This window comes from Bifidobacterium miconis, from assembly GCF_019331735.1.
GTDB lineage: Bacteria > Actinomycetota > Actinomycetes > Actinomycetales > Bifidobacteriaceae > Bifidobacterium > Bifidobacterium miconis.
Genome location: NZ_JAHBBH010000029.1, coordinates 1 through 21,237 on the forward strand (window position 1 = coordinate 1; position 21,237 = coordinate 21,237).

The following is a 21,237-nucleotide window of genomic DNA, read 5'->3' on the forward strand; positions in this document are numbered from 1 at the left end:
CGATCGGGGCGATGAAACCAAGCACCAGAGTACCAAGACTGATCTTGATCGTGTTGATCATGACCTTGCTGAACATCGGCGACGTGAAGAACTGGTTGAAATACTTCAACCCAACCCAACGACCACCAGTCAAACCCTTAGACGGCACGAAATCACGAAACGCCAACTGAATGCCATACATCGGGATATACGCGAACACGAACACGAACACCATCGCCGGCAACGCCATCACCCAATGCTGCCAATAATGCGCAAAATGCCAACCAAGCCTCTTCGGCAACGGCCACGCACGACGCACAGCCGTATTATCAACCACTCCCGAAGCATCAACCGTCTGGACGGCTGCGGTCTTTGTCTTGGATGCTGTCATAGCAGTTCCTCCGCACGCATGATCATTGTCTCCTCCTGAGCCGTTGCCGGCCCATCCCTTACGGGCTGCAATGCCCGTAAACCCGGGGTTTCTGGTTTTCGGTGTTCCCGTCAACCCTGAACGACTATAACGATATACTTAACATTACAAAAAGTCAAAACCACGGTTCAAACATGTCTCAACCTTGCAAAACCCAGTAATTGCAACGTTTTTAGCACCTCCTCATACTCTCAATGCTCACAAATAATGTCGCAATCAGCAACAAAACACAACAGAACAGCCCATAATCACAACGACACAGTACGGAGTTTATATATAAAAGCATGTATCTTTATATATATGAAGTCCGTATCATCCCCCCAACAGTCAAAGCCGACGCTCAAAGACGTGGCCGAGGCGGCGGGCGTATCGATCATGACCGTGTCGAACGCGCTGCACAACAAGCCCGGCGTCAAGGCCGAAACCCGCAAGAAGGTGCTTGCGGTGGCCCGTCGCATGAACTATTCCAGCAATCCGTCGGCGAAAATGCTGCGTTCCGGTCGCAGCGACATCATCGAAGTCATCGTCGGCAGTTTCGACAATCCGTTCTATTCACGGCTCGCCTCCGCGCTGTCGGACGAAATCGAACGCAACGGCCGTGAGGCGCTGCTGCGCGAGACGCACTACGATCGCCGCGGCGAGGAAAACGCGCTGAGCGAGCCGTTCAGTCTGTTCTGCGACGGCGTGATCATCGTCACGCCGCTGCTGTCGTCGGAAAAAATCAAGCAGATCGCCCTGCACAAGCCGGTGGTGCTGCACGAAATGCCCTCCGACGACAACGTGTTCGACACCGTCAACCTCGCCAACGAGGACGGCGCGGCGGACGCGGTGCGCCACCTGTACGCCAGGGGCTGCCGCAACATCGCCGTGATCGGCTCCTCGCATCTCGGCCCCGAAGACATGCTGCTCAGCCTGAACAATCCGGGAACCCTGCGCTATCGGGGCTGCTTCCGCGCGTTCAGCGAGCTTGGGCTCACGATGAGCCAGGACACCGCGTTCGACTGCGGTTGGGACGCGCACAGCGGACGCGAGGCGGCGGAACGCATGCTCGCATCGGGCATCGCGTTCGATGGCGCGTTCTGCCTGACCGATTCGGTCGCGCTCGGCGTGTTGCAGACGCTGCGCCGGCACGACATCCGGGTTCCGGAGGATTTCAAGGTGATCGGCTTCGACGGCATCAGCATGGGAGCGGACGTCTCCCCCGCCCTCACCACCATCGAACCGGATTACCGCGAGACCGCGCGTGCGCTGGTCGCTGACCTGCTGGCCCGCATCGACGGGTCGACCGCCGCGCCGCGCAAGACGATCGTCGGGTATACGGTCACCGAACGCGAGTCGGCGTGACGCACCGCGTGACGCACCGTCAGGCAAACGTTTGTACGACGTTCCGTCGGCCGCACCCGCTCCGTCGAGCCGCCCGGTGAAACAATCAACGACCGGCGACGAACGAAACACGGCGATATGAGGCGATATGAATGGTGGCGGGATGCCTTTCGAAGCATCCCGCCACCATTCATATCGGCCGTTCAGCCAGCGTCACTTGGTGTACTTGTCGTACCACTTCTGCCACAGGGCGACGGTGTCGTCCATGCCGAGCGTCTTGAGCTTGGAGACGAAGTCGTCGAACTCGCCGTCCACGCCGCCGGAGACGATCCAGCGGGAGATCACCGGCATCGCGTAGTCGAACATCTGCGTGTCGTTGTTGGAGATCGTCGTGGAGTCGGTGTCGGACGGGCGCACGTAGTCGGGCATCGTGTCCTTGGTCAGATCGAAGTGCTTGTACTGTTCGGCGTACACGTCGTCGGCCGCACGGAACGAGGTGAGGTAGTCGATGTTGTTGACGGTCACGTCGTTCGGGATCCAGCCGGCCGCGCTTTCGCCGCCGAGACCGACGCGTTCGGTGGAATCGTAGACCTTCTGGGTCAGCTCGTAGGTCTTGTCGTCCTTCTTGGTGACGTATTCGGGGCTGGAGCCGTAGAACTGCTGGACGGAAACGTCCGGATCATACAGTTCGTTGACGATCTTGAGCACGGCGTCCATGTGTTCGTCGCCCGCGCGCACGGCCAGCTTGTTGTTCTGGAACATGGTGGTCTCCACGGAACCGTCCCAGGTCACGTCGTCGGCCGACATGCCCGGGCCGGCCGGGGCCGGCATGGCCACGTACTCGTCAGACAGATCGCCGAAGTCGGTGGCCGCGTAGGCGAACGCGACGCCGGTGAGCGCGGTCTTGCCGTCGCTGGACAGCTCGGCGTTGTACTTGGAGGCGTCCTTGGTGAGCGCGTCGGACGGGATCAGGCCCTCGCCCATGAGCTTGTTGAGGTACTTGACGACGGTCTTGAACTCGTCGGTGGCCATGAAGTTGCCGACCTTGCCATCCTTGACGTAGATGCCCTGCTGGGACGGGCCGGAGTTGAAGTGGGTGACGATGCCCAGCGAGTTGAGCAGCAGGAAGGTGTTGTACCAGTCGGGACCGAAGCCGGTGGTGTCGAACTTCTTGATGTTCATCGGGATTTCGTCGGCCTTGCCGTTGCCGTTCGGATCCTGCGTCTTGAACGCCTCGAGCACCTTCTCGAGCTCGTCCCACGTCTTCGGGATCTCAAGGCCGAGCTTGTCGAGCCAGGTCTTGTTGATCATCATGTGCTGGCCGGAACCGTAGAACTGCTGGCCGCGGGAGGACGGCAGTACGTAGACGCTGCCGGACGGGGTCTGCGCGAGCTTCTTGGCGTTCGGCTGCTCCTTGAAGAACTTGGCGACGTTGGGCAGCTGGTCCATGTGCTGGTTAAGGTCCTCAAACACCGGCACCTTGTCGGCGTCGGACGGATCGAACGCGGCGATGGAGATGTCCGGGACGGAACCGGAGGCCAGCATCGGGGACTTCTGGTTGGACCACGCGGTGGTCATGACCTGCGACCACTTGATCGTGCAGTCGCACGCCGCGGTCAGCTTCTTGGTCCACGCCATCTTGGCGGGGGCGATGGTGTTGGCCTGGGTGACCACGAGGATTTCGATCTGCGGCTTGTCTCCGCCGGCGGTGTCGCTGCCGCAGCCGGCCAGCATGGTCGCGGCCGCGCAGGCCATTGCGGCACCGGCGATGATGCGCTTGCGCGTGTTCTTCTGTGCACCACTCATTGCTCTGTCTCCTCACTGAGCGTTGCGGACGGTCCTCCTGTGGACGATCCTGCGGTTGCTCGATTATCATTCCCGGCAGGTTTTTGGTATACCGGTGAACCTATCGACAATCATTAAGATATACCGCTGTACCAAACATGTCAAGTCAGCACGACACGCCGGTCGTCGGCCGGCGATCATCGCATATAAGAAAGGCCCGGAATCATCCGGGCCAGGCATCGTCACGGCGCCAACGCAACCGTCGTGCGGCTGGGCGCGGCCGCACGCGATCGCACGACTGCGGCAACGCGCTACATCGCTACATCTGCATCGTCTTGAGCTCGTAAAACTTGCCGCGCGCGGCCATGAGCTCGTCGTACGAGCCCTGCTCGACGATGCGCCCGTGCTCGAGCACCACGATGCGGTCGGCGTTGCGGATCGTGGACAGGCGGTGCGCCACCATGAACGTCGTGCAGTGCCCCATCATCTTCTCGGTGGCGTGCTGCACCTTCTTTTCAGACACCGAGTCGAGCGCGCTCGTCGCCTCGTCGAAGATGATGATGCGCGGATGACGGATCAGCGCGCGGGCGATCGAAATGCGCTGCTTCTGCCCGCCCGACAGCGTGCCGCCATGCTCGCCGACCGTGGTGTCGAGCCCGTCGGGCAGCTGCGCGACCACGTCGTCCAGCCCGACCTCGTTGATGATCCGGTCCACCTCGGCCTCGTCGACGTGCTCGAGCCCGTAGGTGATGTTGTCGCGCAGCGTGCCGGAGAAGAGGATCGTGTTCTGCGGCACGACGGCGATCTGGCTGCGGTAGGCGTCCAGGTCCATGCGTTTCAGGTCGATGCCGTCGACGAGCACCGCGCCCGACTCCGGCTCGGCGAAGCCGATGAGCAGCTTGATGAGCGTCGACTTGCCGGAGCCCGAGTCGCCGACGAACGCGATCGACTCACCGGCGCGCACCTTGAGCGAAAAGTCGTGCAACACGAGCGGCAGGCCCTCGTCGTAGCGGAAGTCGACGTGCCGGTATTCGACGTCGCCGCGCAGCGTGCCCGGTTCGACGCCGGCGCTTTTCGGATTGTGCTCGACGTCGTCCTCCTGCAGGATCTCGCCGATCGAGCTGATCGATTCGACGCCCTTGGTCAGCAGCGGATACAGGTTGATGAGATTCGACACGCCGCCGACGATCTGCGTGAAGTACGTCTGGAACAGCACCACGTCGCCCACGGAAATGCGGCCGCGGTACGCGAGATAGCCGGTGAAGCCGAGGCACAGCAGCTGGAAGATCTGGAAGATGACCCAGCTGGTCGCGCCGAACACGATGTTGATGATGTCGAGGCGGAAGCCGGCTTCGCGGATGAACTCGAGCTTGCGGTTCATCTTGCGGATCTCCACGTCCTCGAGGCCGTGCGCGCGGGTGACGGGGATCATTTCGATCATTTCGGCCACGGCGGCCTGCGTGCGTTCCATCTGCGTGCGGAAGTCGTGGTTGGATTCGCGGATCGGCTTGCGGAAGAACCAGATGGAGAACACGGCGGTCGGGATGGCGAGCGCGAAGAAGATCAGCACGATCGGGCTGCTGATCGCGGTGACGGTGATCGCGATGATGATGTCGAGGATGACCAGCGGCAGGCTGCGGTAGGTCTGGTCGAGCAGCACCTCGACGTTTTCGACGTCGCGCATGATCTTCGACATGAGCCGGCCGGACTGCGTTTCGGTGTGGAACCGGATGGACAGCTGCTGCAGCTTGGCGATGAGGCTGCCGCGCAGCCGGCGTTCGATGAGCCGGTTCACCTTGCCGAAGTGCTTGATATACATGTACGCGGTGAAGATGTTCTGCGCGATGAAGAAGATGCCGATGACGAGATTGACGAGCATCTCGTTGACGCTGTGCGCGGCCGGGTTGGTGGCGCAGTTGATGATGTTGCGCGTGACGATCGGCGTGACCCACATCGGCGACTGCTTGGCGACGAGCGCGATGGTGGAGATGGTCAGGTCCATCGCGCTGCCTTTGAAGAAGCGCAGCAGAATGCGGATCGGATGCCCGCTGTTGCGCCGGTAGTTCTGGATGTACTCCTCGAATGTGGCCGCCTGCTGCGTCATGGTCTTCCTCTTCCCCTCGGCTTCTTCGGCGATGCTGTATCCCAACACTTAAGTTTAACGATACACAATACACGCTACAACGCCGCGGGAGAACAGACGTACGGGCGGGCGACGGCCACGTCGCCGCGCTCAGCCCAGATCGATGACGGGGGCCGCGTCGCGGTCGCAGACGATGACGTCGCCTTCGACGCGCAGTTCGGCGGCCTGGACGACACTGAGCTGCGCGGCGGTCGGATCGGCGGGCTCTCCGGCGAGGCGCGGGGAGCCGTCGTCGTGCGCGTACGGGTGGCAGAAGTAGAAGATGGTGGCGCGGCCGTCCTTCGGGTTCACCCAGATGTCGGCGTGATGGCCGAAGCCTTGATCGCGATCGCGGGTGCCGGGTTCGGCGAGGATGTCGGGGCAGCGCGTCCAGCGGTGAAGGGCGGATTCGCCCCGCTCCCCGATCTCCTCGGGCTCCCCCACCGTGTCGTCCTGCCGGTAGACGGCCAGGCCGTGCCAGTAGTCGGAGATCATCCAGCGCCGGCCGCCGAGATCGAACACGTTCGGCCCTTCCTGATGGCAGTCGAACACCTCCTGCCCGAGCACGGCCCATGCGTTGAGGTCGCGGCTGACGGCCCGGCAGGTGACCCCTTCCAGATCCTCGTCCTTGTACCACATGGAATAGGTGCCGTCCGGCTCGCGCGCGACGCACGGGTCGATCACCCGGTTGGAGGCGAGGTCGATTTCCGAGACGAACGTCCAGCGCCACAGGTCGCGCGACGTGTAGTGCAGCATGCGCGAACGGCCGTGCCAGTCGGTCGGCACGCCCACGATCATCGACACGAACATGTGGTAGACACCGTCGACGTCGACGACTTCCGGCGCCCAGAACGTGTTCTCGCCGGGGAATGCGTCGAGATCGAGGTCGAGCGTGCCGCGGTACAGCCAGCGGGCGCCGTCCTCGCTGGAGGCGACGGCGATCTTGGTGCCGTGCACCCACGAGACGCCGACCGCGTGCGGGTTCGGTCTGCGCTGCGTGTAGAACATGAACATGTGCCGCTCGCGATCGTTCCAGATCACGGTCGGGTCGGTCGGGCCTCCGGTGATCGGGTCCTCGTACAGCGGAGCGGGCATCGTTACTTGCGTCATGGCACTGCCTTTCAACGTTTGGCCCAAGCGCGGCCGCGGTCCCGGCGGCCACGCCGGGCCGTTCGCGGCACGATCGCGACGGGCCGTGCAATCATCAATGATATGTATCGTTACAGCAACCGTTATACCAAACAACATCCCCTAGTTCAATCGTGTCAATGCACCGTGCGCTCTGCAAACCGCGGCAACAAATGACCCGCCCGGCGCACGGCGTCCCTACGCTGGCGGCATGAGCGAACAACAGTCTTCCCGGAACATCAGCACCACCGATATCACGTCCGAGGCAACGCCGCCCCGGCTCAACGCGCAATACGCGACCGCGCACGGACTGACCGCGCGCGAAGCCTCCGCACGCCCGATCCGCGTCATCCAGTTCGGCGAAGGCAACTTCCTGCGCGGATTCGTCGACTGGATGGTCCAGCTGCTCAACGACCGCAAGCCCTCATTCGACGGCAACGTGGCCATCGTGCAGCCGCTGGCCGGAGGCCGCATCGCCGCGCTCGAAGCGCAGGACCGGCTGTACACGGTGCTGCTCGACGGCATGCTGGACGGGCGCGACGTGCAGAGCCGCACCGTCGTCGATTCGATCGGCGCCACGGTGAACCCGTACGAGGATTGGGAACGCTTTCTCGCGCTCGCCGACGATCCGAACGCGTCGGTGATCGTCTCGAACACCACGGAGGCGGGCATCGCGCTCAACGATCACGACACGCCCGGCATGACCCCGCCGGCGAGCTTCCCGGCCAAGCTCACGTTGCTGCTCGAACGCCGCTGGCGGCGCGGTTTGCCCGGATTCCTCTTGCTGCCGTGCGAGCTGATCGAGGCGAACGGCGACGCGCTGCGGGAAGCGGTCGTCGCATGCGCGCGGCGATTCGCCTTGCCGGACGCGTTCGTCGCATGGATCGAGCATGACAACGTGTTCGCGTCCACGCTCGTCGACCGCATCACGCCCGGGTTCCCGCACGACGACGCCGGAACGATCTGGAAGAAGCTCGGCTATCGTGACGACAACATGGTCAAGGCCGAACCGTTCGCCTCGTGGGTGATCGCCGGCGACGAGCGCGTGCGGGCCGCCGTGGCCGAACGGTTCCCCGTCGACCGACTTGGCGTGGGCGCGATTCTCGTGCCCGACGTGCGGCCGTACCGCGAGCGCAAGGTGCGCCTGCTCAACGCGCCGCACACCACGATGGCGCTGGTCGCGCGTCTCGCCGGATTCGACACGGTGGGCGGCGTGGTGGCCGATCCGCGCATGCGCTCGTTCGTCGAGCGCGAGATGGACGAGGAGATCATTCCCGTGCTGTCGCTGCCGGCCGACGAGTTGCATACGTTCGCCGGTCAGGTGATCGAACGGTTCGCGAACCCGCACATGCGGCACGAGCTGGATGCGATCGCGCTGAATTCGGCGGCGAAGTACGCGGCACGCGTGCTGCCGATCGTGCTGGAGAACGTGCGGCTTGGACGCGGCCTGCCGAGGAGGGCCATGCTGGCGCTCGCCGGATTGCTGGCGATTTACGGCGGTTTCGCGCCGGTGCCCGTCGCGGTCAGCGATGTGCCGGACACGTTGGCACGGTTCCGCTCGGCCGCGGAGTCGGCGCACGGCGACGTTCGCGCGAATGCCGCGACGGTGCTTGCCGACCGCACGCTGTGGCCGGAGGATCTGACCGCGATCGACGGACTGGCCGATCTGGTGGCCGACGACGTGGCGGCGATTGCGAACGGGCGTATGCAGCGGCTGATCGATCAGCTGGCGTAGCCGATCACGCGTTCAGGGAGCAAGGGAGTCATCATGGATGTCATTCGTTTGGACGAACACGACACGGTGGTCGTGGCGGCGCGCGACATCGCCGCCGGCGAGCGCGTGAGCATACCGGGGTCCGACGTGCCGGTAACGCTGCGCGACAACGTCGCGCGCGGGCACAAGATCGCGGTCCGGCGCATGGAGGCCGGCGATCCGATCATCAAATACGGCTATCCGATCGGGCACGCGAAGGCGACGATCGAACCGGGCGACTGGGTGCACACGCACAACTGCCGGTCGAATCTCGGCCCGGACCTGACGTACGCATACCGGCCGGACGCGGGCCGAGTGCATCCCGGCACGCCATCCGGACGCACGTTCCTCGGCTATCGGCGCGCGACCGGCAAGGTCGGCGTGCGCAACGACCTGTACATCGTGCCGGCGGTCGGCTGCGTCAACTCGCTGTGCGACAACATCGCGCGCGCGTTCGAACGCGCGCATCCGGGCAACGGGTCGTTCGACTCGGTGATCATCGCGCATCATCCGTACGGCTGTTCGCAGCTGGGCGGCGATCACGCGATGACCAAGCGCATCCTGCAGGACATCGCCATGCATCCGAACGCGGGCGGCGTGCTCGTGGTCGGCCTAGGCTGCGAGAACAATCAGATTCCGCAGTTCCGCGCGGAAATGACGTGCTGCGGCGAGGAGTCGGACAACCCCGCGGCGTCCGTGGACGATCTCAAGGATGGGCTCGTGTATGATCCGGCACGCGTGAAGTTCATGATCTGCCAGCTGGAGGACGACGAATACGCGACCGCCGCCCGACTGCTGGAGGAGCTGAACGACGCCGCGGCCGGCGACCGGCGCGAGCCGATCGGATTGCACGAGCTGACGGTGGGCGTCAAATGCGGCGGCTCGGACGGCCTGTCCGGCGTGACCGCGAACCCGCTGGTGGGCCGGTTCGCCGAGTTTCTGGTGCGCGAGGGCGGGCGCGTGGTGCTCACCGAAGTGCCGGAGATGTTCGGCGCGGAGCAGGTGCTCATGAATCAGGCGAAGGACGAGGCGACGTTCCGCGACATCGTTAAACTCATCAAGGACTTCAAGGACTATTTCCGCCGCTACGGCCAGCCGATCGGCGAGAATCCGTCGCCGGGCAACAAGGCGGGCGGCATCACCACGCTCGAGGACAAGTCACTCGGCTGCATCCGCAAGGGCGGCCGCTGCGAGGTGACCGATGTAATCGCCTACGGGCATCAGGCGACGCGTCCGGGGCTCACGCTGCTGCAGTCGCCGGGCAACGATCTGGTGTCGTCGTCGGCGCTCGCCTCGGCCGGCTGCCAGATCGTGCTGTTCACCACGGGCCGCGGCAATCCGTACGGCACGTACGTGCCCACGTTCAAGATCGCCACGAACACGCCGCTGGCCGACAAGCACGCGCGCTGGATCGACTTCAATGCTGGCCGTCTGCTGGACGAGCCGATGGGCGACGTGCTGCCCGGATTCATCGACGCGGTGCTGGCCGCGGTCGACGGCGCCCCCACGCGCAACGAGCGCTACGGCATGCACGAGATCGCCATCTTCAAGGACGGCATCACCGAGTAGGCGCCGGCTCGCTCAGGGGGTTTCTTCCGAAGATCCATTCGATTTGCCTCGCTGAGGCTTGCTAGCGGGGTGTTACGGCTGGGTCTTCGGCAAATCGTCCCGTTCCGGCCACTTCCCGCGAAGCAAAACCGACAGATCTTCGGAACAATGCCCCGCTGAGGAAGCCCAGCAAAGCAGAACCGACAGACCTTCGGAGAATCACCCTGCTCGGATCCCTCCCAGCGAGGCGAAACCGACAGGCCTTCGAAACAATGCCCCGCTCAGGAAGCTCAGCGGGGCAATTCTGCTGGATGTTCTCCGTTTTGCCTCGCCAGGCGACCTCTCAGCGAGGCAAAACGGGGAAGGTCCGGCAGAATTGCCTCGCGAAGACCTGCCCCGTAAAGATCACAAGGCCAAAAGACGGAAAAGGCCGAAAGGATTCACGCGAACAGCGCCTTGGCGTTGTTGAAGGAGATGTCGCGCACGAGCCCGCCGAGCCATGCCTCGTCAGACGGGATCTCTCCGCGCTCGGCCCATTCGCCGAGCAGCTCGCACAGGATGCGGCGGAAGAACTCGTGGCGCGGGAAGCTCAGGAAGCTGCGCGAGTCGGTGGTCATGCCCACGGCGTTGCCGAGCAGCGATTCCTCGGCCATGACCTCGAGCTGGCGGCGGATGCCGGCCCTCGTGTCGTTGAACCACCATGCGTTGCCGAGCGCGAGGCGCTGGCGCACGCCGCCCTGATAGCAGCCCATCACCGCGGCGATGGGCAAGTAGTCGTTCGGGTTGAGCGAGTAGATGAGCAGCTTCGGCACTCCCCCGCGCTGCGACGCCGCGTCGAGCAGGCGGGCGAGCGGTTCGGCGACCGGCCGGTCGTTCAGAGCGTCGAAGCCGGTGTCGGGGCCGTGTCCGGCGAATCCGCGTGTGCTGACGTTGCGCATCGCGTGCAGATGCAGTTGCATGGTCCATCCCTTGGCCGCAAAGATCTGCATGAGCCCCACGAGCAGCGCGGTGCGGAATTGAGAGGCTTCCAGCGCGTCGAGCCCGCGGCCGGCGCGCGCCTTGTCGAGGATGCGGTCGAGTTCGGCGGGCGTCGCCTCGTCATAGGTGACCAGATCGGCAGCCTGATCGGACAGGCGGGCGCCGTGCTCGTGGAAGAAGTCGACGCGTTGCGCCAGCAGCGCCATCAGCGAGTCGAAGCCGGTCACGCGATCCTTGCACACGGCTTCGAGGCGTTCGACCCACGCGCCGAATCCGGGCTTGTCGGGGTTGAGCGCCTTGTCTGGGCGCATGGCGGGCAGCATGCGGAACGTGTCGCCGCCGTCGGCCGTGAACCGTTCGTGCCATGCGAGGTCGTCGGCCGGGTCGTCGGTGGTGCAGATCGTGTCCACGTGCATGCGCCGCAGCAGGGCGCGCCGCGTGAAGTCCGGCCCGGAGAGCATGGCGTTGGTCCGCTCGTAGATGTCGCGCGCGGTGCGCGTGTTCAGCGTGTCCGTGATGCCGAAGTAGCGGCGCAGCTCCATGTGCGTCCACAGGAACACGGGGCTGCCGACGGCGCGTTCCATGGTGGCCGCGTACGCCTGGAACTTGTCCCACGGGTCACCGGATCCGGTGATGAGCTCTTCGGGCACGCCGTTGGCGCGCATGAGCCGCCACTTGTAGTGGTCGCCGTAGTTGTCGCCGTCGGTGAGCCACGCCTCGACGATGTTGTCGAAATGCGGGTCGAGGTAGATTTCCTCGGGGTGCAGGTGGCAGTGGTAGTCCACGACCGGCATGACGGCCGCATAGTCGTGGTACAGGGTGTGCGCGGTGCATGTGGTGAGCAGGAAATCGTCGTTGAGAAAATCCATGGTCCGTCCTTTGTGCGTGCGGTGCCGGCCGCGCGGACGCCCGACCGGTCGGCCGGGACCATCGCCGGCCGATGATGACGTCATCGTAGGAACGCAGCGCCCGCGCGGCGTCTTTTGTTGCCAGCGTTTGCGAACGGTCGCATGCCGCCGCGCATCGTCACGCGACCGCCGTCGTGCGTCGCGTCACCGCACGTCGGCGACGCTCGCGCGTTCGGTCAGCGACGACGGCACGGTGATCTGCCCCGGCACCGGCTCTCCCGCAAGGCGCCGCAGCAGGATGCGCGCGGCGTACACGCCGAGCTTCGGCACGGACACGTTAATGCTGGTAATCGACGGATCGCAGATGCGCGCGACCACGCCGTCGTCGAATCCGAGCAGCGAGTAGTCGTCCGGGCAGCGTATGCCGCAGGCGCGCACGGCGACCATGAATCCGGCGGCCATGAGGTCGTTGTGCGCCACGACGGCGCCGGTGGGCGATGCGGCGTAGCGTTCCGCCGCCGCTGCCCCGCCGTCGAAGGTGGGCGGGTTCGGCCATAGGCGACGCACGGTCACGCCGTACCGCTCGCATGCCGCCTTAAGCGTTTTCCACCGCACGCCGGCGGACCACGAGGCGGCCGGCCCATCCAGATACGTGATGCGCCGATGCCCGTGGTCGGTCAGGCATTGCAGCGCCTGATCGATGCCGGAGCGCACGTCCACGACCACGCTGGGCACGCCGCGCACCTCGCGGTTGACGACGACCAGCGGCCGCGTCTGCGCGCATTTGCGTATCGTCGCGTCGGGCATGCGCGAGCCGGCCAGCACCATGCCGTCGACGTACGGGGCGAGACGGTCGAACGCCTCGCGTTCGGCGCGCGCGTCCTCCTGCGATTCGGCGACCATGAGTGAAATGCCCTCGCCCTGCAGTTCGCGCTGCACACCGCGCATGATGGTGGAGAAGAACTGGTTGGCGATATCCGGCACGATGATGCCGACGAGTTTGGTCGGCTTGCCCGCCGGCCGGCTTTCGACCCGGTCGTCGTGGTAGCCGAGCCGTTCGGCCGCCTCGAAGATGCGTTTGGCCGTCGCCGTGCTCACCCGGTCGGGCAGCGCGAACGTGCGCGAGACGGTGGACGGGGACACGCCGGCGAGCGCCGCGACGTCGCGGATCGTCACCCGTCGTGCGGGCCGTTCGTCCTCATTCATCGGCGGTCGCCTCCCTGCATCGTCGTGTTCGCCGTCGTCACGCTCCAAGATACCTCGCCAATCGGGCCCGCACGTTCGCTTCCATCGATATGTAACGTTATAATAAATCCGGTTGCACCGTACGCACGAATACCGTCACGCAAAGGAGCCTTATATCATGACCGCATCAACCGCATCGCACACGCCGGCCGCCGAACCGACCACCGACTATCTGTTCGTCCATTTCACCGGATTCGAGCAGTCCCCCGACGACGAGCAGCTGTACTTCGCGCTCAGCCACGACGGCCGCGTCTGGCATGATCTGCGCAGGCACGGCGATCCCGTGCTGCGTTCGGAGCGGTTCGAGCGCGGCGTGCGCGACCCGTACATCATCCGCGAGCCGAACGGCACCGGTTTCACGATTCTGGCCACCGATCTGAGCGTGTATCACCGCCACGGCTGGAACGGCACGACCAACCATGGCAGCACGCGGCTGGCCATCTGGCATTCCGACGATCTGGTCGACTGGGGCGAGCCGTGGTATCCGGACGTCGCCTCCGCCATCCCCGGCGCGGGCTGCGCGTGGGCGCCGGAGGCGATCTGGGACGAGGAGCACGGCTGGTACGCGGTGTATTTCGCGGTCGGCGCGGACATGAGCACCACCGACCTGCAGCCCGACGAGCCGAACGGTTCGATGAACATGTACATGACCACCACGCGCGACTTCCGCGAGTTCACCAAGCCGGTCAAGTGGATCGACTACACGGGCGCCGCGCTCGACACGACGGTGATCGCCGCGAACGGCCGCTTCTACCGCGCGTCCTCCACCGAGGGCGGCATTCCGCTCGAAGTGTGCGACGACCTGTACGCGCCGTCGATCGGCCACGACACGACCGGGCGCGCCGACCGCTGGCAGGGCATCGCCACCGTGGCGGGCCTGTTCCCCGACGGCGACTGGTTTGGCAAGCTCGAAGGCCCGGAGCTGTTCCTGCGCAACCGCGCCGACTGGCGGCCGGGCGCAGACGGCGAGCCGACGCCGACGTGGGGTCTTATGTGCGACCAGTTCCGCGAGGGCAAGGGCTACATCATGTTCTCCACGACCGACTTGGACGATGCGACGGGCGCCGCGTGGCTGACCGAGAACATCGACTTCGGCACGCTGGTCAAGCGCCACGGCTCGATCCTGCCGATCACCGCGGCAGAGGCGGCGCATCTGCGCGAGCGTATCGCGCGCTGACCGGCAGCATGCGTCCACGGTCGATTTCAGCGGAAGTTTCGGCAAACCATGGCAACGGTTTGCCCTCGGTTCATCCGATGTTGATAGCGTAACCATGTATGGAACAACGGGCTTTGCCGCCCGAACACGATGAACGTAAAAGAGGCATACATGGCTGATGCAACGCTGCGGTACATGGCGACGCACGATTCATTGACGGTATGGTGGGACCGACCGGACGACGCCGGCGCCAAGCGGCGCTACCGCGTGATGGTCAACGGCGAGATGGAACGCGAAACGAGCGTGACGCACTGCACGATCCGCGGTCTGCAACCGTCGCAGACGTACCGCGTCGCCGTGCGGCTCGACGCCGACGGTTCCGGCCGATTCCACGGTCTGGCGAGCGTCGAGGCGCGCACGACCGCCGTCAAGCGCGTGCTGGACGTCACCCAGCCGCCGTATTACGCGGTCGGCGACGGACACAAGCTCAACACTGCGGCCATCCAGCAGGCGCTGGACGACTGCGGCGCCGATTCGGTCGTGGTGATCCCCGCCGGCACGTTCCTGACCGGCGCGCTGCGTATGCACTCGCACACCGAACTCGTCGTGTCCAAGGGCGCAACGCTGCAGGGCACCACGGATCCGGCCGACTACGAGCCGTACATCCGCAGCCGGTTCGAGGGCATCGAAATGGACTGCCTGTCGAGCCTGATCAACATCGGCGAACTCGACCACGACGGCCCGGCCAACGTCACCGACGTGACGATCCGCGGCGAAGGCGCGATCCTGAGCGGCGGGCGCGAGCTCATGCGCAATGTGATCGAACGCGAAAAGCAGCGCATCCGCGACGGCCGGTCCACCGCGCCGGCCGCGGTCGGACGCCCGGACGGCGACGACACGGTGCCGGGACGCGTGCGTCCGCGTCTGATCAACATGAGCAACGCCAGCCGCGTCACGATCGCTGGGCTCACGCTCGGCCAGTCGGCCAGCTGGAACGTACATATGATCTACAGCGATCACATCGTCACGCACGGCTGCACGTTCCGGTCGAAGGGCGTGTTCAACGGCGACGGCTGGGATCCGGACTCTTCGACCGACTGCACGGTCTTCGACTGCACGTTCGAGACCGGCGACGACGCGATCGCGATCAAGTCCGGCAAGAACCCGGAAGGCAACGTCATCAACCGGCCGAGCCGGAACATCCGCATCTTCGATTGTCGGGCCGAGTTCGGCTTCGGCATCACGCTCGGCTCGGAAATGTCGGGCGGCATCGCGAACGTGCGTATCTGGGACTGCGACATGTCGCGCACCTCGTTCGGCCTGGAGATCAAGGCGACGCGCAAGCGCGGCGGCTACGTGCGCGACGTGCGCGCGTATGACAGCACGTTCTCGCACATCCAGCTGCACGGCGTGCCCTACAACGACGACGGCGAGGATTCCGGACAGGTGCCGGTGTTCGAGGACATGCTGTTCGACGACGTGCGCATCGAGGACCGTTTCCCCGCCTCCGGCGACGCGCGCGGCAAGGGCCGCGACATCGAGGTGTGCGGCTTCGACGCGGAGCACCCGGCGCACGACATCGAGTTCCGAGGTCTGAAGATCACGCCCACACAGCCGGGGGAGGTCGATCCCGATGCCAACGGCATGGGCAACATCCGCCTGCGGTTCGCGCAGGGCATCCGTTTCACGGGGGACTGCGAGTAAGTCGTTTCGGCCCCTTTCCCAGCGAGGAGGGGCCGAAACACCCCAGCTCAGGCGGTCGATTCACGCTGCTCGAGCGTATATCCAGAGATCACCTTGACGGCCCGGGACGGCGTATCGGCGTCGATGGTTTCCAGCAGCAGCGAGACGGCCATGTCCGCCAATTGGGCGAAATCGATCGAGATGGTGCTCAACGACGGCTGCGTAAACGCGGCGGGGCGGGTGCCGTTGAACCCGATGACCTTCACGTCTTCGGGAATCCGCACTCCCCCGGCCGTCAATCCGCCGATAAGGCCGACGCCATTGGTGTCGGTATTGCACGCGAAGCCGTCGAAGCAGCCGGGTTCGGATGCCAGACGTTCCATGATCTTGTCCGCCGCCGATCTCCCTCCCCGCTCGTCGGGTCGGCACGGAAAGAACGAACGCTCGTCATAGGCAAGACCATGATCGATCATCGCCGTGAGCGCACCACGGGTGCGCTTGTCGTTGGACGAATTGGCCGAGGCCATGCCACGGTCATCGAGATACCGCATGCCCACGAAACCGATGCGACGGCATCCACGATCGATCAGATGCTCCACGGCGGCGCGCATGCCGTCCTCGTTCGGGGGGTTGACTGCGCTGAGCACGTTCGCCCGCCCCTCATAGCCGAACAGCACCGTCGGCTTGCCCAGCGTCAGGGTCCGCACCTCCTCGGCGTTCAGGCCACCGGTAGCGACGATCATGCCGTCGCAATACTGCCCGAATCCCTGCGCACCGACCAGACCCTCCTCCGCCCGCTCACGCATGGAATGTGCCTGCTGGAAGATCGGCAACACGCCGCGTCCGGTGGCGGCATCATAGATGTGTGCGATGAGCCTGGACCAGAAGGGATCGTCGAAATCGTCGATCAGGATACCGATGGTGCCACTTTTCCCCGTTTTCAACGCGCTCGCCTTGGTGTTGATGCGATAATTCAACGTCTCCGCGGCCTCGACGACGCGCCTGCGTGTCGCCTCGCTGACCCCCGGCTTGTTGCGCAACGCGTATGACGCGGCCATGGCCGACACCCCGGCCGCCTTGGCCACGTCGCGCATCGTCACCTTGGTTGGTTCGGCCATGACAGCCACATCCTTTCACCATCGAAGCAAGCCATGCTTCCCATACGCCCACCCGAGCATACGGCGTGTCGCAGACTCATGTCCCGTAAACCATTGATTTACTTTATAAATCAGACTATATCACCTTTTGTAAAGCTAGTTAAAGCCACTATTTCTCTCACAATAATTTGACTTTACAATACTTTATCGGTACAGTTCATGGTGTTGCCACCAATCGATGATTGACACCAGCGCCACACCGCCGTGGGCGCTGAATCATCGCATCGTCAAAGGAGAACACCATGGGCACACGGCACACCACCCCGATCATCGCCGCCATATGCGCGCTTCCGCTCGTCCTGTCCGGCTGCGGCGCCGGACAGGACGCCAACACCGACGCCAACGGCAAGCCGATCCTCAATGTCACCGTCACCAAACATTCCCTGACCAAGCCGCTCAAGGATATGAACTGGCCGAAGGCATTGGAGAAGGCCTGCGACTGCACGGTGAAATGGAGCGAGGTCAGCTCCGACTGGGACACCAAGAAGCAGGCGATCCTAGCCTCCAAGAAGGTCCCCGACGTAGCGATCTCCGCCTTCGGCGACAACGACATGGCCACCTACGGCTCCCTGTTCCTCGATCTGAGTCAGGAACTCGACTCCATGCCCAACGTCAAGGCGATGTTCCAGACCGACCCCAAGGCCAAGGCCGTCGCCGAAACCACCGACGGGAAGATCTATTCGCTGCCCGCCGATCTGCAGGATCTGCCACAGCCGAAATCCAACCGCCGCATGTACGTCAACAAGCAGTGGCTGGACAAGCTCGGGCTCAAGGTGCCCACCACATGGGATGAGCTCTATGACGTGCTGGAAGCATTCAAGACGCAGGATCCGAATGGCAACGGCAAAGCCGACGAAATCCCCATGGACTTCGCTCCGATCGGCACCAGCGGACTCGGCGACGGCACGCCGGTTCACCTGCTCGGCAGCACCGGGTTGCCGCTGACCGGCACCGTATACACGCAAGGCATCTTCGTCGAGGACGGCAAGGTCAAGAACTATTACGAGGACACCCGCTACAAGCAGCTCATCGAGTTCCTCAACAGACTCTGGAAGGCGGGACTGATCAGCGATAAGGCGTTCACCCAGGACTACTCCCAGTTCCAGTCGGTCGCCCGCGGCAACGGGGACGAAGCCACCGTCGGATTCACTTGGGGCAGCACCATCGAGGATCGATTCGGTGCGCAGCTGAAATCGCAGTACGTCTCCATCGACCAGCTCGAGGCCGAAGCGGGACAATCCGCCAAAAAGGTGTGGTATCTCAAGGAGGATGCGCAACGCTACCTGCCCGGCAAGCTGTCCATCTCCGCCAAAGTCGCCAACAAGGAGGCCGCACTCAAATTCGCCGACGCATTCTACGACCCCGACGTCTCCATCCAAGCTCGGTTCGGCGACATGGGCACCGACGTCGAGAAGATCGGCGATAAGCAGTACAAGGTGCTGCCGCCCTCCGATTCCTCCAAGGACTCCAGTACCTGGGCATGGACCGAATCGCTCAAGGAGAACGCCCCCTGCTGGCTCCAAGGCAAGATCGAGCCCTCGGAGGAATACAAGCTCAGGCTTGAAGAGGACGCGCCACTGGCCGACTCCTACGCCAATCAGGATCCCATCAAGGACCAATGGCCATTGGAGATCAAGATGAACACGGCGGATCTGAACTCGATCTCTCTGAACAACTCGACGATCCTCAACACCGCCGTGTCGAACTTCGGCAAATGGGTCACCAAAGGCGGCGTGGACGCCGAATGGGATTCCTACGTGCAAACCCTCAAGCAGGCGAACATCGAACAGAACACCGAAATCTACCAGAAGTACTACGACGCATGGCTCGCCAAGCAGTAAACCGGCGGCGATAGCACCACCACGATAAGCCTGTGGGCGATCCAGAACCTTTTCCTTTCCTCCTCCAACGGATCGCCCGCACCCCCTCTTCCATACCAATCATCAACGCATTCACATCATACGAACGGACATGCGATGACACTCACCACCTCCTCAATCACGCCGAACGAACCGAACACGGGCCCCGCACCAACCGCCGCGTCCTCCCCCAAACCGACATGGCTCCAATCGGCAAAACGCTACTGGCAGCTGTGGGCCATGCTGCTCCCCGCCGTCATCTTCGTGGCCATCTTCTCCTACGGACCAATGTACGGCATCCAACTCGCCTTCCGACGATTCGACATCACCAAGGGACTCACCGGCGGCGATTGGGTCGGTTTCGCATACTTCCGCCAGTTCTTCTCCAACCCCCAGTTCTGGCCGATCATGCGCAACACCGTGGTCATCAGCCTCTGGACGCTGGTCATGGGCTTCATCGCACCGATTCTGCTGGCGCTGCTCATCAACCAGATCCACTCAAGGCGGGTGAAGGGATTCGTGCAGACCGTCACCTACATGCCGCACTTCATTTCCGTGGTCGTCATCGTGTCGATGATCAACCTGTTCCTCACCCCGTCCACCGGCATTCTCACTCGCGCGCTCGCCGTGTTCGGCCTGCACGACGTGAACCTGCTCGGCAGCACGGGAGCCTTCCCGATGCTGTATTGGATGAGCGAGGTCTGGCAGCATGTCGGATGGAATTCGATCATCTACCTGGCCGCCCTGTCCTCGGTCGACCTCGCACTGTACGAGGCCGCCAAAATCGACGGCGCCGGCCGCCTGCAGCTCATCCGATACGTCGATCTACCGACGATTCTGCCCACTGCTGGCATTCTGCTCATCCTCAACATGGGCCACGTGCTCGGCGTCGGATTCGAGAAGGTGTACCTGATGCAGAACCCGCTCAATCTGCCGGCTTCCGAAGTCATCTCAACCTACACCTACAAGATGGGCATCCTGCAGAATCAGTTCAGCTATTCGACGGCCATCGGCCTGTTCAACATGGCGATCAACTTCGTGATGCTCGTGGTCGCCAATCAGATTTCCAAGAAAGTGTCCGACACCAGCGTGTTCTGATCCGCCGCCGCAATCGCCGCCGCGCCGCCGATTGCGGCGCCCCGTTACGCGCCGCCGCAACCTCGTGCGACCGCACGCTCGCATTCCAGCATCGCATTCCAGTGAAGCAAAGGTTCAATCATGTCTCAAACGAAACTCCAACCAGCCGCAAAGGTCGCAAAGACTCAGGCGATGCCTCTGCCGCACCGTCGCAGGGGCATATATAAGACCCCGGGCGACTGGGCGGTCGACATCGTCATCGCCGCACTCATCACCGCGATCGTGCTCATGGTGCTGTATCCGCTGTGGTTTCTCCTGATCGCATCGGTATCGAACCAGAACCTCGTCAACACCGGCAAGGTGGTCTGGTGGCCGAAAGGCTGGTCGACATACGGCTACGAGCAGATTTTCAAAGACTCTCGCATCTGGACCGGCTACGCGAACACCATTCTGTACACGGTCGCCGGCACAGCGCTGAATCTCGTCGTCACGTTGCCCGCGGCATTCGCGCTGTCCCGCCGCGAGCTCAAAGGCCGTCGCATCGTCATGTTCTTCTTCACCGTAACCATGTTCGTCAGCGGCGGACTGATTCCCACCTACCTGCTGTACGAAAGCCTCGGCCTGCTCGACAACTGGCTTGTGTTCGTGATTCCGAGCGCGGTGAACGTCTACAACCTCATCATCGCCCGATCGTTCTTCGAAACCTCCATCCCGGAGGAACTGCATGACGCCGCACAAATCGACGGGCTGAGCTATTTCGGGTACTTCATCAAAATCGTGGTGCCGTTGTCCAGCGCGATCATCGCCGTCATCGGCCTGTACTACATGGTGGCCCACTGGAACGATTTCTTCACCGGCCTCGTGTACATCCAAACCACCTCCAAGCAGCCGCTGCAGCTGGTGCTGCGCGACATCCTGCTGTCCAATCAGGCGATGTCGGGAGGCAACGGCTCGGTGGATGGCGCCGGCTACGGTCAGGAATTCGCCGACTCAATCAAGTACGGCGTGATTATCGTCTCCACCCTGCCGCTGCTGATCGTCTACCCGTTCATCCAGAAATATTTCAACAAGGGCGTGATGATCGGCGCGGTCAAGGGCTGAGCCGTGAAGTGTACAGTCCTATGGGCTGTCCGTAGGCTCAGCCTGAGCGAGACGGCAGTCGAGCG

At 63.6% G+C, this 21,237-nt stretch carries 14 protein-coding genes and 1 pseudogene; 8 read left to right on the forward strand and 7 right to left on the reverse strand.

Annotated features, from left to right (window positions below; all coding sequences use genetic code 11):
- Positions 1 to 370 (reverse strand): annotated as a pseudogene (locus tag KIH79_RS09450) (sugar ABC transporter permease); the annotation flags it as partial.
- 339 nt (positions 371 to 709) lie between these two features.
- Here KIH79_RS09450 and KIH79_RS09455 point away from each other — a divergent pair.
- A complete protein-coding gene (locus KIH79_RS09455) occupies positions 710 to 1,753 on the forward strand; it encodes a LacI family DNA-binding transcriptional regulator (protein WP_219059161.1) in 1,044 nt (347 codons plus the stop codon).
- A gap of 192 nt (positions 1,754 to 1,945) precedes the next feature.
- Here the strand turns inward: KIH79_RS09455 and KIH79_RS09460 are convergent, their stop codons facing one another.
- The 3 genes from KIH79_RS09460 to KIH79_RS09470 all read right to left on the reverse strand — a co-directional run bounded on the left by KIH79_RS09460 (position 1,946) and on the right by KIH79_RS09470 (position 6,749).
- Positions 1,946 to 3,538, reverse strand: a complete 1,593-nt coding sequence (locus KIH79_RS09460; protein WP_219059162.1) for a type 2 periplasmic-binding domain-containing protein — start codon at positions 3,536 to 3,538, stop codon at positions 1,946 to 1,948.
- A 298-nt stretch (positions 3,539 to 3,836) separates the two neighbouring features.
- Positions 3,837 to 5,621, reverse strand: coding sequence for an ABC transporter ATP-binding protein (locus tag KIH79_RS09465; RefSeq protein ID WP_219059163.1), 1,785 nt, complete (start codon positions 5,619 to 5,621; stop codon positions 3,837 to 3,839).
- 129 nt (positions 5,622 to 5,750) lie between these two features.
- Positions 5,751 to 6,749 (reverse strand): glycoside hydrolase family protein, encoded by a 999-nt coding sequence (locus KIH79_RS09470; protein ID WP_219059164.1) that lies wholly within the window; start codon positions 6,747 to 6,749, stop codon positions 5,751 to 5,753.
- 229 nt (positions 6,750 to 6,978) lie between these two features.
- Here KIH79_RS09470 and KIH79_RS09475 point away from each other — a divergent pair, with 229 nt between their 5' ends.
- Both KIH79_RS09475 and KIH79_RS09480 read left to right on the forward strand, forming a co-directional pair.
- Entirely contained in the window at positions 6,979 to 8,502 is a 1,524-nt protein-coding gene (locus KIH79_RS09475; protein ID WP_219059165.1) for a tagaturonate reductase, read from the forward strand.
- A 33-nt stretch (positions 8,503 to 8,535) separates the two neighbouring features.
- Positions 8,536 to 10,089, forward strand: a complete 1,554-nt coding sequence (locus tag KIH79_RS09480; protein WP_219059166.1) for a UxaA family hydrolase — start codon at positions 8,536 to 8,538, stop codon at positions 10,087 to 10,089.
- Between the two features lie 419 nt (positions 10,090 to 10,508).
- On the opposite strand, the gene uxaC is transcribed toward KIH79_RS09480, so the two are convergent.
- Positions 10,509 to 11,915: a glucuronate isomerase gene (uxaC, locus tag KIH79_RS09485; protein WP_219059167.1), complete on the reverse strand. Its 1,407-nt coding sequence runs from the start codon at positions 11,913 to 11,915 to the stop codon at positions 10,509 to 10,511.
- Between the two features lie 183 nt (positions 11,916 to 12,098).
- Positions 12,099 to 13,100 (reverse strand): LacI family DNA-binding transcriptional regulator, encoded by a 1,002-nt coding sequence (locus KIH79_RS09490; protein ID WP_219059168.1) that lies wholly within the window; start codon positions 13,098 to 13,100, stop codon positions 12,099 to 12,101.
- Between the two features lie 157 nt (positions 13,101 to 13,257).
- Between KIH79_RS09490 and KIH79_RS09495 the strand changes: the two genes are divergently transcribed.
- Both KIH79_RS09495 and KIH79_RS09500 read left to right on the forward strand, forming a co-directional pair.
- Positions 13,258 to 14,316, forward strand: coding sequence for a glycoside hydrolase family 43 protein (locus tag KIH79_RS09495; RefSeq protein ID WP_219059169.1), 1,059 nt, complete (start codon positions 13,258 to 13,260; stop codon positions 14,314 to 14,316).
- Positions 14,317 to 14,466: 150 nt separating this feature from the next.
- Positions 14,467 to 15,999, forward strand: coding sequence for a glycosyl hydrolase family 28 protein (locus tag KIH79_RS09500; protein WP_219059170.1), 1,533 nt, complete (start codon positions 14,467 to 14,469; stop codon positions 15,997 to 15,999).
- Between the two features lie 47 nt (positions 16,000 to 16,046).
- Here KIH79_RS09500 and KIH79_RS09505 read toward each other — a convergent pair whose 3' ends face one another.
- A complete protein-coding gene (locus tag KIH79_RS09505; protein WP_219059171.1) occupies positions 16,047 to 17,096 on the reverse strand; it encodes a LacI family DNA-binding transcriptional regulator in 1,050 nt (349 codons plus the stop codon).
- A gap of 281 nt (positions 17,097 to 17,377) precedes the next feature.
- Here KIH79_RS09505 and KIH79_RS09510 point away from each other — a divergent pair, with 281 nt between their 5' ends.
- The 3 genes from KIH79_RS09510 to KIH79_RS09520 all read left to right on the forward strand — a co-directional run bounded on the left by KIH79_RS09510 (position 17,378) and on the right by KIH79_RS09520 (position 21,172).
- Entirely contained in the window at positions 17,378 to 18,976 is a 1,599-nt protein-coding gene (locus tag KIH79_RS09510; RefSeq protein WP_219059172.1) for a type 2 periplasmic-binding domain-containing protein, read from the forward strand.
- A gap of 135 nt (positions 18,977 to 19,111) precedes the next feature.
- Positions 19,112 to 20,092 (forward strand): ABC transporter permease, encoded by a 981-nt coding sequence (locus KIH79_RS09515; protein ID WP_219059173.1) that lies wholly within the window; start codon positions 19,112 to 19,114, stop codon positions 20,090 to 20,092.
- A 171-nt stretch (positions 20,093 to 20,263) separates the two neighbouring features.
- Positions 20,264 to 21,172: a carbohydrate ABC transporter permease gene (locus KIH79_RS09520; RefSeq protein WP_236023777.1), complete on the forward strand. Its 909-nt coding sequence runs from the start codon at positions 20,264 to 20,266 to the stop codon at positions 21,170 to 21,172.
- Positions 21,173 to 21,237 lie beyond the last annotated feature (65 nt).